Source organism: Idiomarina sp. H2 (assembly GCF_004364275.1).
Taxonomy (GTDB): Bacteria; Pseudomonadota; Gammaproteobacteria; order Enterobacterales; family Alteromonadaceae; genus Idiomarina; species Idiomarina loihiensis.
Genome location: NZ_SNZY01000001.1, coordinates 119,638 through 133,493 on the forward strand (window position 1 = coordinate 119,638; position 13,856 = coordinate 133,493).

Annotated in this window: 21 protein-coding genes; all 21 read right to left on the reverse strand. The window is 54.0% G+C overall.

Annotation, left to right across the window (positions count from 1 at the left end; genetic code table 11):
* Position 1: 1 nt before the first annotated feature.
* The 21 genes from DET62_RS00595 to DET62_RS00690 all read right to left on the reverse strand — a co-directional run bounded on the left by DET62_RS00595 (position 2) and on the right by DET62_RS00690 (position 13,838).
* On the reverse strand, positions 2–316 hold the full coding sequence (locus DET62_RS00595) for a hypothetical protein (protein WP_110012711.1): 315 nt from the start codon (positions 314–316) through the stop codon (positions 2–4).
* A 26-nt stretch (positions 317–342) separates the two neighbouring features.
* Complete coding sequence (locus DET62_RS00600) at positions 343–1,266, reverse strand: hypothetical protein (protein WP_110012710.1); 924 nt, start codon at positions 1,264–1,266, stop codon at positions 343–345.
* Positions 1,256–1,705, reverse strand: a complete 450-nt coding sequence (locus tag DET62_RS00605; RefSeq protein WP_110012709.1) for a hypothetical protein — start codon at positions 1,703–1,705, stop codon at positions 1,256–1,258. The genes DET62_RS00600 and DET62_RS00605 overlap by 11 nt, the downstream gene beginning before the upstream one ends.
* Entirely contained in the window at positions 1,705–2,127 is a 423-nt protein-coding gene (locus DET62_RS00610) for a phage protein Gp36 family protein (RefSeq protein WP_110012708.1), read from the reverse strand. Before DET62_RS00610 ends, DET62_RS00605 begins: the two co-directional genes overlap by 1 nt.
* Before the next feature lie 3 nt (positions 2,128–2,130).
* Positions 2,131–2,592, reverse strand: coding sequence for an HI1506-related protein (locus DET62_RS00615; protein WP_110012707.1), 462 nt, complete (start codon positions 2,590–2,592; stop codon positions 2,131–2,133).
* 75 nt (positions 2,593–2,667) lie between these two features.
* On the reverse strand, positions 2,668–3,546 hold the full coding sequence (locus DET62_RS00620; protein ID WP_110012706.1) for a Mu-like prophage major head subunit gpT family protein: 879 nt from the start codon (positions 3,544–3,546) through the stop codon (positions 2,668–2,670).
* Positions 3,547–3,557: 11 nt separating this feature from the next.
* A complete protein-coding gene (locus DET62_RS00625) occupies positions 3,558–3,956 on the reverse strand; it encodes a hypothetical protein (RefSeq protein ID WP_110012705.1) in 399 nt (132 codons plus the stop codon).
* On the reverse strand, positions 3,956–5,122 hold the full coding sequence (locus DET62_RS00630; protein ID WP_166635811.1) for a phage protease: 1,167 nt from the start codon (positions 5,120–5,122) through the stop codon (positions 3,956–3,958). Before DET62_RS00630 ends, DET62_RS00625 begins: the two co-directional genes overlap by 1 nt.
* Before the next feature lie 276 nt (positions 5,123–5,398).
* Positions 5,399–5,836 carry a phage virion morphogenesis protein gene (locus DET62_RS00635; RefSeq protein ID WP_110012703.1) on the reverse strand — a complete coding sequence of 146 codons (438 nt, stop codon included), beginning with the start codon at positions 5,834–5,836 and terminating at the stop codon, positions 5,399–5,401.
* Positions 5,836–6,033 (reverse strand): hypothetical protein, encoded by a 198-nt coding sequence (locus tag DET62_RS00640; protein WP_110012702.1) that lies wholly within the window; start codon positions 6,031–6,033, stop codon positions 5,836–5,838. Before DET62_RS00640 ends, DET62_RS00635 begins: the two co-directional genes overlap by 1 nt.
* Positions 6,030–7,460: a phage minor head protein gene (locus DET62_RS00645; RefSeq protein WP_110012701.1), complete on the reverse strand. Its 1,431-nt coding sequence runs from the start codon at positions 7,458–7,460 to the stop codon at positions 6,030–6,032. The genes DET62_RS00640 and DET62_RS00645 overlap by 4 nt, the downstream gene beginning before the upstream one ends.
* On the reverse strand, positions 7,460–7,627 hold the full coding sequence (locus DET62_RS14420; RefSeq protein WP_166635810.1) for a hypothetical protein: 168 nt from the start codon (positions 7,625–7,627) through the stop codon (positions 7,460–7,462). The genes DET62_RS00645 and DET62_RS14420 overlap by 1 nt, the downstream gene beginning before the upstream one ends.
* A gap of 184 nt (positions 7,628–7,811) precedes the next feature.
* Positions 7,812–9,389 (reverse strand): DUF935 domain-containing protein, encoded by a 1,578-nt coding sequence (locus DET62_RS00650; RefSeq protein WP_110012699.1) that lies wholly within the window; start codon positions 9,387–9,389, stop codon positions 7,812–7,814.
* Between the two features lie 9 nt (positions 9,390–9,398).
* Positions 9,399–11,030, reverse strand: coding sequence for a terminase family protein (locus DET62_RS00655; protein WP_110012698.1), 1,632 nt, complete (start codon positions 11,028–11,030; stop codon positions 9,399–9,401).
* Positions 11,031–11,048: 18 nt separating this feature from the next.
* Positions 11,049–11,609, reverse strand: coding sequence for a DUF3486 family protein (locus DET62_RS00660; protein ID WP_110012697.1), 561 nt, complete (start codon positions 11,607–11,609; stop codon positions 11,049–11,051).
* A gap of 1 nt (position 11,610) precedes the next feature.
* Complete coding sequence (locus DET62_RS00665; RefSeq protein WP_110012696.1) at positions 11,611–11,901, reverse strand: hypothetical protein; 291 nt, start codon at positions 11,899–11,901, stop codon at positions 11,611–11,613.
* Positions 11,898–12,215: a DUF2730 family protein gene (locus DET62_RS00670; RefSeq protein WP_110012695.1), complete on the reverse strand. Its 318-nt coding sequence runs from the start codon at positions 12,213–12,215 to the stop codon at positions 11,898–11,900. Before DET62_RS00670 ends, DET62_RS00665 begins: the two co-directional genes overlap by 4 nt.
* A complete protein-coding gene (locus DET62_RS00675) occupies positions 12,215–12,436 on the reverse strand; it encodes a TraR/DksA C4-type zinc finger protein (protein WP_110012694.1) in 222 nt (73 codons plus the stop codon). The genes DET62_RS00670 and DET62_RS00675 overlap by 1 nt, the downstream gene beginning before the upstream one ends.
* Positions 12,423–12,962: a hypothetical protein gene (locus DET62_RS00680; RefSeq protein WP_110012693.1), complete on the reverse strand. Its 540-nt coding sequence runs from the start codon at positions 12,960–12,962 to the stop codon at positions 12,423–12,425. Before DET62_RS00680 ends, DET62_RS00675 begins: the two co-directional genes overlap by 14 nt.
* Positions 12,952–13,290, reverse strand: a complete 339-nt coding sequence (locus DET62_RS00685) for a hypothetical protein (RefSeq protein ID WP_110012692.1) — start codon at positions 13,288–13,290, stop codon at positions 12,952–12,954. The genes DET62_RS00680 and DET62_RS00685 overlap by 11 nt, the downstream gene beginning before the upstream one ends.
* Complete coding sequence (locus tag DET62_RS00690) at positions 13,287–13,838, reverse strand: glycosyl hydrolase 108 family protein (protein ID WP_166635809.1); 552 nt, start codon at positions 13,836–13,838, stop codon at positions 13,287–13,289. Before DET62_RS00690 ends, DET62_RS00685 begins: the two co-directional genes overlap by 4 nt.
* Positions 13,839–13,856: the final 18 nt, after the last annotated feature.

The following is a 13,856-nucleotide window of genomic DNA, read 5'->3' on the forward strand; positions in this document are numbered from 1 at the left end:
TCTAGTTTTTTGCTTCAGCCCCTATCAGCACTTTTAGAAATGCCTGGTAAATGGCCGAGGTGTAATAGGGCACTTCGGTCACTTCGCGGATCGTCTTTTCAGTGGTATCGATGTCTTCTTTCGTCTCACCCACACCGACAATCACATGACGCATCAGCGCCTCTTCACCCAGTGCCTGAAGGCGATTAAATTCAGAGCGGGTGATGTAACGGAACCGACAAAAGAAGTCGTGCTTTTCGGTTTTGCCGCCATCCTGAGGGACGTCTGCCGTCACCGGCCAGGTAATTTCATTAACGCGTTTAAACTTAAAACCCATGTCTATTTCTCCCTGTTAGCCGGCGACTACGCAGTCACCAGCGTTTCATCTTGAATAACCCGGAACGGGCAGTCGAACGTCAGTACACCGTCTTTATCGCCGTAGGTGGGCTTACCTAACTGGATGGCCGTACTGGCGATGGTGACGATGTTGCCGTCAACCGTACCGTGCACTAAGTTGATTGGCATCGTGGCACCGGCGACATAAACAGACGTTGGATCAAAATCGGCATGTGCCGGCGCTTCAAACACAATCTTGCCGTCGGGCTTCCAGTCAGTGATGTACACCTGCTCGGATTTGGTGTTCTCGCTGTAAATGACTTCGGTTTTGCCATCAAGCTCAAACTCGTGCATCGACAACTCAGTGCTGTCTAGCGTCATAGTGGTGTGTTTCGCGCCGACCGTGGCCGGAATTTGCCAGCCGCTAAAGTCCGCTGCCGGGATGCTTTCACCCGCTAGACCACCAAACAGGCCGGTGAACTCAAACTCAATCTTGGGCACTTCACCGATTTTGGCGATGTACTTATAGGTGCCACGCGCGCCCAAAACTTTGTGATTCACACCATCGATATAGGCGTGAAGCGTCACGTCTTTCTCGGTGTTGTCGTCAATACGCTCGTACGTCACTTCGGTGGTACCGACGGTCTCACTAAAGCCGCAGGCCTGAAGCACCGTTGTGTAATTGGCCGGCGTAATCGGGTCGCTGCCGCCGGTCAGCTCAACTGAGAACGTCACTTTGCAGTGCTTACCAACAACCAGAAACTGATTATTACCCGGGCGACCGTTGTCGAACTCGCGGTCCACTTCCGTCGCTTCAATCGGCGTGACTTCCAAGTCCATCGTCTGCATGGCTTTGGGGGTCACCGCATTGTCGATAATGTGGTCTTCGCCGTAGCCGCCGGCATCACGCAATGCGGCCAGCAACAGGCGTTTTTTCGTCTTACGAGACATGGTCTTGTCCTCTGAATGTGAAGCGGCTGCGGTATTGCTCTAACCAAAAGGCCGCTGTTTTGCTAAATGACACAATGCGGCCCTGGTCAAACAGCAAGGCCTCATAGGTTTCGCTTGGCTCCCAGCCCAAAAGGTGCTGGCGAACGTGAACTTTCAGCGACTCCATGCGCTCAATGGCATCACTGCCCAGGCGGTCGTTAATGCTACGACAGGCAATCACCACACCAACGCCGGTCGTAATGGGCTGCTGAAACTGATAAGTGTTCAGCTGGTCAGCTGCGCCCCGGTCCGTCATCGGAATAACGAAGGCTGTGTCCGTCGCAATACGATTATTTTTGATGACCGAGTCGAGGTTGGTGGCGGACTCAATGTGCTGAAACACCGGCTCACCATCCAGCGTAAGTGTTTGCAGGCGCTGCTCAATCAACTCGCGCATCATCAGATAAAGCCTTTGGATTTATCGCGGTTAAACACATTGCCGCCTGACTGAATATCCGGCAGGTCGGTCGAGCTTGGGGCGCTATTGTCGGTGTTGACACCAAGCGTCACCTCGCCACGACCAACTGACTTCAAAAAGGCAATGGCGGTGTCGTATCGCTTAGTGACGACCTCAGGCGCATCGTTGTCGTACAGCTTATAGCGAGCTATATCTGCACACAGCGAGGTCAGCACGCTGGGGACCGGGTTCAGGGGCAGGTTATAACGGCCATGCAAATAACCATCAATGAGCGCCGAGGCGTCATCGACTGCATGTTGAGCAACCACATCGGAGACAGAGCCTGTCCCGTCCCGGTCCGTCAGCGCCATGAGCTCACGCTCGCCAAAACGCGCCACAAGGTCAGTCACTAAGCAATAACTCATCGCTTAGGCTCCAATTAACGCTTTGTAGCCTTCCCAAACGGTATCGCGGTCTGTTGCATTTGGCTTGACCGTTTTACCGTCCACTTCCACCGCTAAGTCACCCACGTTCGGTTTGCCGTCAGCATTAAGCTCCAGCTTGCCGGCTTTGTGTTGAGCGTAAATGGCGGCCACGTAATGGGCTAAGCCTTCGGGCTCGAACTTGGATAAGTCCAGCTCGTCCGGCGCTTCGGCATCAAAGGTCACTTTCGTCGGCTCTTTTTTATCGCCTCCGGTGCTTTGACTGGTTGATGACTTGCTTTCAGCCACACGCTGCACGGAAATGCGCGGGTCAGCATCGAGCTGCGCAAACTGTGCTTCTGTCACTTCCAGCTTATTTTCGCCTTTGACCAGGTCAATCCCCGCACGGCGGTAACCGTCATGGGCGGCGACCATAGCAATGGCTGCAATTAATTTACTCTTAGACATCGTCTTTCCTCGGTTAAAAAAAGCCGCCCGCCGTTACTGCACAGGCGGCTCCAGGGAGAACATCAGCTCAATCGTTTAGTCGAGCCAGCTAACCACTAACACTTCAACGGCTTTGTAGTTCGGGTTACTCGCGCCGCCTTCCTGGTTCATCACTTCGATCACCTGATTCGCTTTGGCGCGATTCTTCGGACCGACGACCAGCAAGTTAGGACGAACACCCAGCGGACGACCTTCGTCTGACTTCAAGCCCATCATGGATTCCATGGCGGTATCGAAGTTCGCGGCGGTCAGGTCAGCTTTCGAGCCAAAGGCCAACTGCCACAAGCCAAAGCCTGCGTTAACCCGCGCATCGACGCCGTACTCAAACTCATCACGCTGCCAGACCGCTTCCGAGGTATCGTCCTGACGCGCTTTAATGCTGTAGTCACGGCGCTTCTGGAAGATGATCGGTTTTAACGGACGGTTGGTGTCGAGCAGGAACCATGGCACACCGCTGCCGGCTTGCATGTTGCTCACCGAGTCTTCGCCTACCTTATGGTCGGTATCGAAAAAGTTCTGGCCGTCGTAACACAGCTCATCAAAGCCTTTGGCCAACAAACCAAACACCAGCTCATCAGGGTGCGTTAGTGCGGAATAACCCATCTCTTCAAACAACGGGGTGAACACGCCGTAGGTGTCGTCTTCAATGTCGTCCTTCGGAATACCGACGGTTGACTCGAATTTCTCGTTAGTGATTGAGTAGCTGTGCGCTTTTAAGTTTTTGATGACACGGTCACCAATCCACTTTTGCAGGCGCGGGAATTGACCCAGCCACTTGTAGCTTTCTTCTTTGGTGCTCGATGGGACTTCCGTCGCCACGCGGCTCCATAGCACTTCGTTGCTTTTTAAACCCTTGTTAAACGCGGTTTTAATCGCAACGTAAAGCGTGCTCAGGTTCTGTTTATTAACAATCATTACAACGCCCCTTAAGCGATTTCGACCCAGACACCTTTGGCGTCTACGTCAATAATTTTGCCCAAAGCCGAGCGTGTGCCGGTGCCGTCACTGTTTGCCACAGTTTCGTCATCGACTACGTATGCCTGGCCACCAATATCTGTGCGGGTCACACTGCCGTCATTCGTCAGGCAGAAAACACCACGGCGAGAGCGGACGTTTTTTTCACCGGCGCTGCCGGCAGAATTATCCACGTGCTCCTGGCTAATGCCCCGAGCTACCAGGTCGGCTGCTGTAGCACCCGGCACGGCATTGCCAGAGCTGTCCAGCATCACAATCGAACCGCCAAAAATGCGGGCGGATGCCGCCACCGGGTCGGTGACCAGCGTCAGGTCTGAGCGATGAGTATCGCGGTCATTCGTTAATGGCATTACTGACCACCTCGCTGTTTCTTGTAGTCTTCAGGGTCGAGATTGCAGGCTTTACAAATCGCCAATTCGTCCGCTGTTAACTCGGTTTCTTCTCCATCTGGCTTTGTGACGGTCTTGCTGTCTTTGCCAGACGCCTTGTCCTTGTTGTCACGCGTAAGGGCCGCTACCGAAGGGCGTGATTCAAGGTTCGATTTGAGCGCTTCAACGCCGTGCTTTTCAGCCAGCTGTTTCGCCCAGGCTTCTTCCGAGGCCAGTAAGCGACCTTCCGAGCGCGCGGTGTCAATCAAGGCAGCAACCGCTGCTTCATCGCCGCCGCTTTTGAGGGCCGCGATTTGCGTGCGCAACTCGTTAGCCACCTCAATCGGAACGTACTTGGCCGGGTCGGCCTGCTGTTGTTTCAGTGCTGCGACTTCTGTCGTCAGCTCATCCGAGGCCTCGGCTTTTGCCTTCAGTGCGGCAATTGCTTCATCAGCCTTGTCGGCGAGCTTTTTACAGGCGGCTTTGTCTTCAAGGTCTTTCGCCTCAAATTCAATGCCTAATGTCGTCAGCAACAATTTCAGTGCTTCGTTCATCGGACTATCTTCCTGTTGTGGTTGAATGCCCGAGGACTCGGGCGTAGGGGTAAAGTGCTTCATGGCCGCCAGCGACTTCATGCCGTCTAAGCCGGGGTCGTTGGTCAGCGCCGCGTGGTAGAGGTCGGTGACTTCGCCGGTTTCTTTGTCGTAGGGGAACACAGCCGACACATAGCGGTATTCTTTGTTGTCGATGTAGGCTTTGGCTTTGGATGTCCAGGCCGGCTCAAGCGCAAATAGCCCTTCGCCTGGCACGTACTCAAGCTCACGGAACCAGCCCGCCGCCGGCGCTTCTTTGCCGTTAGCTTCTGAATTCAGGGTTTGGTGCTCGTAGTCAAAGTGCAGATCGTTAGCGCGGGCAGAAACCTTGCTAATCAAACGGTCAGCAACGTCCTGGTTCATCACCCAGTGCGGGGCATCGAACGGACGACCGTCCTTGGCGCGGAACTCACCGTCAGGCAAAAGCTGGACGCGACGCTTGCCGGATTCGGCGAGCGTAATGATGGTGCTCATAACGGCCATGCCGGAAGCATCAGCCTCCGGGCGGCGAGTCGTCAGAGCGACAATTGGGTTTGGGTGCTTTTTCGTTTTCATGCCGCCCATATTGGCGACACTCGGGGGGAGGTTGGGATTAAAGTGTTTTGCTACTTTTTGAGGGGGTAGCTTTGGTGGTCGGTGGTTGACCAGGCGTTATTACTATCCAGAACAACGGGTCAGTTTTCAATCAAAAGTTGTGGGTTATTACGCGCAGGTGTAAAACCGCACCCGAGCAAAACACCCTGACCCCGTTTAAAACCCGTTTAAATTTTCCGTCACGGGATTTTCAGGGGTGACTTTGAACCATCGTAGCGGATAAATCATTTAAGGCGCTTAAAACGCTTCTGAGAGGTGCGCCCGAAAAATCGCGATAACGACGTTTTCATCCTCATCGGATAATCCGAGCCAGGGGCGGGCGGGTAAGTTGCGTTTCTCGTAACCGAAGTGGTGGGCGGCACCGTATTCCATCGGCGTGCCGAACAACAGCTCTTCCTGAGAGGCGTTGTAGTTCAGCGTCCCTTTGAGTATGCCGTCCTCAATCAGGATATCACTGGGGCGTTTAGAGCGCGCCTTGTAACTTTCCGACAGCGGCGCCCAGGCATCACCGTCTGGTGACTCGGCGCGGTCAAAGCGGTCCTGGTGCGATTCAATCAGGTATTCACCCACTTCGGCGTTGGGTTCGCTGAGGTCAACGCCTTGCTTGCGCAATGTGTCAAGGACTTGCTTTATAACGGCAGTACTGCCATCGACAACAACGCGTGCACCGGCCATTAGTCTATCTCCTTAAGCAGCGCATCGCGCTGACTGGGCTCTTCCACCTGCATCAGGAACGACTCGACCAGATCATAGATAAAGTCTTTATCTTCACCTTTGGCCTCACGAATAAGACGATTCAACCGCCGCGCATTCTCAACGGTCGGCGATTGATTAACAATTTCTTGTGCGGTCTCTACAACACCTTTACTCATCGTTTCCAGTTTCCTTTTCGATTTGATGTCATGGCACTGTCTACCTGCTCATCTATCCAGTCGGCCAAATCAATCGACCACCGGCGCAGCTCATCGCGGGCAAAAAACCACATAACAAAGTGCTCGGCAAAGAACTCTTCGGCGTTGGTGCCGCCGTAACGCGTGATAAGGCCATCGCGAGCACGTGATGTCCAGTTGGCCTGTCCACCCCAAAAGTGGATCTGATGGCCAAGCTCATGCAACCAGGTAATTAACACACCGTCATCATTATAGCCTTTTTGGCGCAAACGGCGAGACATTGACCATTCGAGCTTGCCGTCGCGGCGCTCGTTTAAGAGTGCTTTTAACTCGGTTTGAATGCGCGTTAAATCGACATTAGAAAAGCGGGTGTCGGCTTTTACCTTCACTACTGTAAAGTCCCAGGGCACAGCCGTATATCCTGCGGCGCGGGTAGCGCGCCCATACGTCCACTGACGGTCCCTGGCATCGAGGCCAAGGTATGCGGCCACGTCCTCCTGAATATTGCGCGAGGCTTTATTGTTGGTGCCAATTTCGGTCTGCTTAATAAAGAGCGTCTTAGTCGGGTGCAAAGCCATAAACCGGCTGAGCGTATCGACTGAGCTCTTCAGGTTACCCGGGGCGCGCTGCCATATCGCGTTAAAGGTATCGTTGGTGACGCCTCTGGCCGTGGAAAATAAATCCGGTACCACCCGCTCGGGCGGCTCATAGACTTTGGCTTTGCGCTCGGCAACCTGAGCCAATGAGCGGGTTTCAACACCTGAACCGGGCGCGTAGTCAAAGCCCGGGTCAATGCCGCGCGGCATCTCAAAAACCTCACCCGTGACTGTGTCGGTCCATTCATACGTGCCGTCATTGGGTGCGTTGCCTGGTGTCAGGCCACGGCGCTGCATTTCGTTTTCAGAGCGGCCATAGACTTTACACTTGCAGCCGTAGCCGTTGGTCGGGAAGTGCTTCGCCCACCATGGATCGTCTTTTGGCAATACCAAGCGGTCCCAGGATAAATGCAATGGCCTTGGCACAATGGAGTCACCGTGGCGATATTCCCAGAAAGGGAAGCGCTGCAACTGAGCGTAACGGCCCGCGTTGTAACTCTGCCTGACGTTGGTCTCATAGATAACCCGTGAACGCCAGTTCGCGTTGCCGGTATGCGACCAGCCATGGCGCGCCACAATGTTTTTGAACTCACGTTTAAACCAGCTAATTGACCGGCCGTTAGCAATGGCATCATCCACGGCCATGCGAAAGTCATTGAGTAAATCGTCTTTCATGGCACCGGCGACCATAAAGGCACGGTCGTGCGCTTTGCCCCAGACATCCGCCCAGCGCTCCGTCGGCACGTTGAGCTTTTGCCGGAAGTACTTTATCGCCTCTTCAAAGGGCAGAGAGCCGTACTGAGCGCTCGGCATTACTCACCGTCCTTGGTTTTGTAGTTCAGCTTAAACACAGCGCTACTAGAGCCAAGCATAGCAATGAGCAGACCGACAACACCAAAGATAAGTGCGCTAAAACCAAAGCCTGATACTTCCAAGAACGCCGCTGCAACAGCCCATAACCCGCTTCCGATGTACTTCATAAGTTACCCACCTTAGCGCGCCACTCAAATTCCACCGGGCCTATGTAAATTCGGGTATACCCCGGCTTCCCTGGCGGTCTAATGAATGCTGCCCGCCAGCGCCAACGAAATGCGATTGTCCATCGCCGACCAGATATGTGCCAGCCGTTGCCACGGTAGCGGTCTTCAAAGCGTTTAATTATCATCACTCACCGTCCTCCACATCCGAGCGACCGGCCAGCTCAGCGGCCAGCATTGACTGTGCTATCAGGTTGCCCATTTGCTCGCTGTCAATATCAAGCTCCGCCAGTGCGTCCTGAAGCTCTTCCAGGGACTCGGCCTGCTCAACGAGCTGACGCACTTCGTCGGTCATATTCTCCAGCATGGGAGCCATGCGCTGTTGCAGCTGGCTGATAAAATCATCGGTCGCGTCATCGTCAATATCGCTCTCACGACGCAATGACACAATGCGCCGGTTCGCGGCTTTTGGTTCAGGCTCTGCCGGCGGTACCAGTGATTTGTTATTGGAGACAACCAGCAAGTCATCATCGTCTTTGGCTTCGGGAATGTTGGTTTTCTCATGCGCCCACTGTTTCGAAATGCGCATCCCCATGCCCACCAGTTTCGGTACCGACTCGCTGAAGCTTTTTAAGTCCTCGGCGTCTTTGGTGTCGAACTTAAAGCGCAGGCGGCGATGCTCACTTGTAAAGCTGGTGCCGTTCAGCATGTAAAACGGCATGATGAGCTGTGATGTTAATGTGCGGCCAATTTGCTTAACATCCGAGTCACGCAGTTCCTGACGCACTTCGTTGTGCACGTTGCCTAGCGCATTGGTTGAGGTCTTGCCGTCGGCCTGCGAGGTCAGTGTTCCGCCCAGTATTGCTTTGGACTGGGATTGCTCCGCCCAGGTGATCATGGTTTTGTATGGGTCGGATGAGCCTTTGGCCGCGTCTTTAAATTCGATTTCCATGCCTTTGGGAATGATGCCACCGGCATTGTGGCCAATCGACATCACCGCCCGCAGCAGGGTGCTTTTTTCATCGCGGGTGGCACCCGTGGGGTACTTGCCCAGGCGCAGCGGCAGGCCGTAAATCTCAAGGAACTCGGCCAAGTCACGCACCGAGTAGTTCTTAAACAGGAACGGCCAGGCCAGCACACGCACCAGACCGGTACGGGCAATGTAACCGCTTTTCGCCTGGTGGCGGTGCACTATCCAGTTAAGCGGTTCGAGTGCCGCACCTTCCGGCGTGTGGTCACGCAGCCGCAGCTCATTGCGAAACAGCGTATGGGTTTTAAACCACGCCGGGTCACGCCACTCAAGCTCCGGCGTCCACAGCTTCTGCTCGTACTGCCACTTCATTTCAGTGGCGCTGAAGCCTTTGGTAATCGCATCGCCCATGTCCAGAATTAAGTCGTCGAGGAAGTCGCCGTCTTCGAGCCATTCGGTGATCATCTCGGCATCGCGTTTTTCGGCTTTGCTGGCATCTTTCGGCGGTTCAATTGTCCAGTCCACGCCCAGCATAGCCCGTTTACGCTTTTGCAGCTCACTGAAAATGTGGGCGTCTTTTTCTTCCATGTCTTCAGCCAGCTCGCACTGGGCAACAATATTGCCCAGCTCGGCATCATTTAAAATGGCCGCCAGCTTGGTCGGGGTCAGCCCACGCGATGGGTGGTTACTGAAATGCTGCAATAAGTGCGCGACTTCAGAGCGCTCTGTTTGCGCCTCTTGAAGGGCGGTTAAATCAATCTTATCGCCGTTATAAACTTTTACTCTTGGTTTCATAAGGCTCTCCTACCAGGCACCGTCGAACGGCTCGTAAACATCGACATCATCGTCATCATCCCACTCACTGCGTTTAGCCGGCAGCGCCTCGAACTCAATCGGCGAGCCGTCCATCCAACTGGCGCGTTCGGCCATCGCCAATGCAACCGCAAAGTCACCGTGGCGCTGTGTGCCATCCGTTTGTTTGTCGCTGCCCTTATCAATTTTGGGAACGCCGTTTTTAACCTGCACTTTGGCAAAGTCATCCAGGACGTTCTGATGACGCGGCAACTCATACATGCCGTCTTCAAAAGACGCTTTTAGTTTCGGCATCCACTCGCGGTACCAGTTGTCGTTTAGCATGACCTGGTCCACCATTTCGACGCCGTATTTAAGTGCGGCGGCTTCGGCTAAGTAACCGCCGTTACCGGTGGCATCAAACGCCATGGCGCGCAGGCGGGGCAGGCGCTCTAAAATGTAAAACATGATTTGACGCTGGCCGTCGTAAGTCAGCTTCGACAGCTCCACCACAAACGGGGTGCGTTTGGATAAGTCCGGCTTAATTTCCAGCGGCAGAAATACGGACATATCGCCGCGACGGGCAAAGTCCTCACCAAAGACGTGTTGGTTGAGCGGGTTTAACTGCTCCAGCAGGGGCAGCAGGTGTGTTTCGCACCACATATCAATAAAGAGGTTGCGGGCTTCCTCGGTGCGCAGCTCAAAGTCTTTCGGGGCTTTTAACGTCACGATTGGAATAGAGCGGTCGCGCACCATGGCGTTTTCAATCAGTACCCGCTTAATGTAGTGACCGCCTGATTGCTTGGGCACACAGCCATATTCTTCATTGGCCGAGGCTTCATCCGGGGCGTTCTTATACAGATCATCCCGCCACTTTTGTTGCTTCTCTAAAGACCATTCTTGCCCGGTCACAAAGCAGATGCGTTTATAAAGCCCTTCCTCGATGGCATCATCCAGGGTAATGGTGTGCACCGAGTAGTCTTTTTTGCCCGCCCGGGCATCGTTAATGTACTGGTTAAACAGGTTATCAACGCCGTTATGGGTCGATATGATGCGGATACGGTTGCCCCACATGGTTAAGGCCATGGCCGCTTTTAATAATTCATCGAGGGACTCATGGAAGGCGGCTTCATCGATGATCACATCACCCTGCAAACCACGCAGGTTCGACGGGCGTGAGCTGAGTGCCTGAATTTTAAATCCGCTGTTGGGGAAGCGGATCATATAACTGAGTATTTCTTCCTGTTTGCCTTCATCCCAGAATGGCTGCTCGTAGACGTCAGCTTCAGCTAATTGATTATAAGCTTTAGCAAACAACGAACAGGCGGCAATGTATTCCAGCGCCATTTCCTTTTTAGAGCCGACGTAGAACGCATTGCCGCCCCCGCGATGCTTAGGTTTGGATGCGGTTAAGACGTTATCACTAGCTTCCGCCCAGGTGATACCGGTCCGGCGCGACTTTTCAGCAATCTTAATGTTGGCGTCATCTTCCATCCAGCGCGCCTGATAAGGCAGTAACACCGGCTGTTTGGCCGGTGAAAGTCGCAAGTCGCTGTCATGGGAATCCACCCCGGCCAGTTGGCACTCTTCGCGCAAGTCTATCTTGCGCGGTGGTGCCGTTGGCCGCACCTTCATTTTAGCCATCGCTATATCCTGTCATGGTTATTCCCGGCCCAGCAGAATGCCGCGAATTCGGTCTTCCAGCTCTTCCGACATGCCATCAACACCGCGCAGGTCATTCTCAACGTCTTCGGCCATGCGTTTGCGCAATTCAAGCTCTCGCTTGGTCGATTCAACCGCCGCTTTTTCCAGCCGTTCGATGGCGTGTGAAAGGTCTTTTAACATCTTCGGTTCAACGGCTTCACCGCTGTCGCTCATCTTCAGCACCTGGTCAAACGCAAGCGTTCGTACCATCTCGATAAGCAGTTGTGACACTTCGCCGGAGGGCTCGGTACCCAGCTTGGCTATCCACTGGTCGGAAACAGCACGCGCCTCGCGGATACGTTGACCAACCGTCTCCATCGAGGTGGCGTAACGGTTTAACCCTGAGCGTGACAGCTTCAGTTCATCCGGCAAGCCGGAACCATCAATAGCCTGGTTCACCTGCTCAAGAATGTCCGCCTGAGTCAACCGGCCATCGCGCAATAGCTTGTCCAGGCGCTCTTTAATTTGCCCGGGTAACTGATCCACTTTGCTCGGCTTGCCGCGTGTTTTTTTACTCATGTCAGGCTCTCCGGCGTTTTACGCCCGGCCATGTAATGATGCCCTCGGCTACGTCCTGCCCCTGGGTGGTCAACTTGGCAATGGTGTAGCCGGTATGAGAATCCAACGTGACCAGCCCCTGAGTCTCCAGCCAGTGCAGATTGCCCCGACATTCGTCGCTACTCATTGAGTTACCAAAGTGCGCACACACCGTGCGAATTTCGCTATCATTCATGCGATAACTGGGCTCATTGACCAACGCAATTAAGATCGATAGGCGGAAGCTCTCCGCCCGAATTTGGCGCAAACTCATTTCTTATTAAGCTCCTTTTCGAACAGCATATCGACGTGGTTGCTAAGCTGTTTTATGGACGGCTCCAACCGCTTAATATCCGAACTCACTTGCCCGAGCTGTCGCTCCAGCTGCCTGATTTCGCCATGACTGGGCGCTTTCTCTACCGCGTCTTCTACGCGAGTCAGGCGCAAGTTAACCTTTTGCAGCTCTTGCTCGTTCTTCTCCTGGGCAGAGCGAGAGGCGAAATGCTTGGACAGCACCAAGAACCCCAGAAATGCCAATATCTGAAGCGCCGCGATAATGTAAGGCGCGAAGTCCACTAGCCACTGCATCACTGCACATTCCTCCGTTCGTAATCTTGTTGGCAACTTATACAGCGCACCGCATCGGGAATATGCTTAAGGCGCACTGGGTCAATGTCGTCCAGGCAATCAATGCAGACCTGAATGCCCTCGACAAACATTGGCTGCTCGGACGGTCGTCTTTTCGCGGCATTGATAGCCCGGTCTCGATGTATTTGCTCCAGCTTCTGGGCGCGGTCAAACTGATCCATTCTTTTTACCCAAAAACTTGAATTTGTTACCGAAGCCGTCTAGCGTGCGGAAACCCATATAAGCGAGGGTCGGCGCTAAGAACATGCCGGCAATTTCCCAACTGGCACCGTCGCCTTTATCGAACACCGCCAGCAGTTCAAACAGCGCGATATAGGCAAAGCCGAAGTAAAACGCCCGCCGTGCAATCTTCGGGCGAGTGCGGCGCACGTACTCATCTTCCGCGTTGTCACCGCTTCGAATGGTTTCCTGTTGCTGCTCGTGTTGGTGCTGCCGGTCTTTTAGCTTGGCCATAGCGGCCTGGTGCTCCAGCTCACGCAACTGTTTGCGCTCTTCGCTTTCCATTCTCTTCAGCTCAACCATGGCTTTCGGGTCGGTCTGTAACTTCTCTAAAACCTTTTCCGGGCTGTCTTCAACACCCAGCCAACTGGCGATTAATGAGCCGGTCGCGCCGCCTGCGGGCCCACCTAATAGCGAGCCAACGACCGGAGCCGCACCACCGATAAACTCTTTTACTTTATCCCACATGAGATGCTCCATAGCGTTTGCCAAACAAGCGTTGGCGGGTTTGGTTAAACAGGCGACGGCCCGCATCGTCATTACTGACGGCGCGCTCATTCATGACCATCATTTGGTCAATTTCAATGTCGCTCACAGCGAACCAGCCGGCTTCATAACTTCTGGCTAAGTGAACCGGACCAAACGGGTTTTTAAAGGTAACTTCAGTGCCGTTTAAACGATGGTTAAACTCAGCAATCAGGCGCTCGTTCCAGCCCTCCACAAAGCGTTTCTTAAAGCCATGAAACCCCGTGGTCGGAAAGGTCGGGGCAGGCAATTTGATCTTGCGCCCATTCACTGCCGAACCCCTTTTGAAAGGTTGTTAAGGTAATGCTGAAGCTTGAACAAACGACGCATCCAACCGCGTATAAACTTGGTTTGCGACGGCGTTTCTGCGGCAATTTCGTGGTAGCGCAGGGCGCGATGTGACAGAAAATCAATGAGCAATTGCTGTTGGTTGCGTGACTCAATCGCGGCAATTGTTACCGGACCAATGAGTCCATCGGCTTTGACACGCAGTGCTGACTGGAGCAGCTTAACGGCGGTTATCGAGCCATGATTAACCGACGCATCGAACACCGCTATAGCGATAGGGCGCGGTAAGTCCTCGCAGCTGGCCGGATAGAAGTAATTGGTTAGATAGCGCAGTTCGGCATGGTCGCGAGTGAGTCGAGCCACGTCCACGTCCGGGTTATAGTTTTGGGCGATGCCGAAACGCGTTAAGCCGCCCTTGTCGTCGGGGTCGTCGGACTCAATGCCTTCAACCTCGAATACAAAGGCCAGCCCCAGTTCAAAGGTTTTCTGGAGCTCGGCGTCTTGGTCTGAGAAAAGTGTTTTTTTGTTCATAGCCGCCATGGTGGCGGC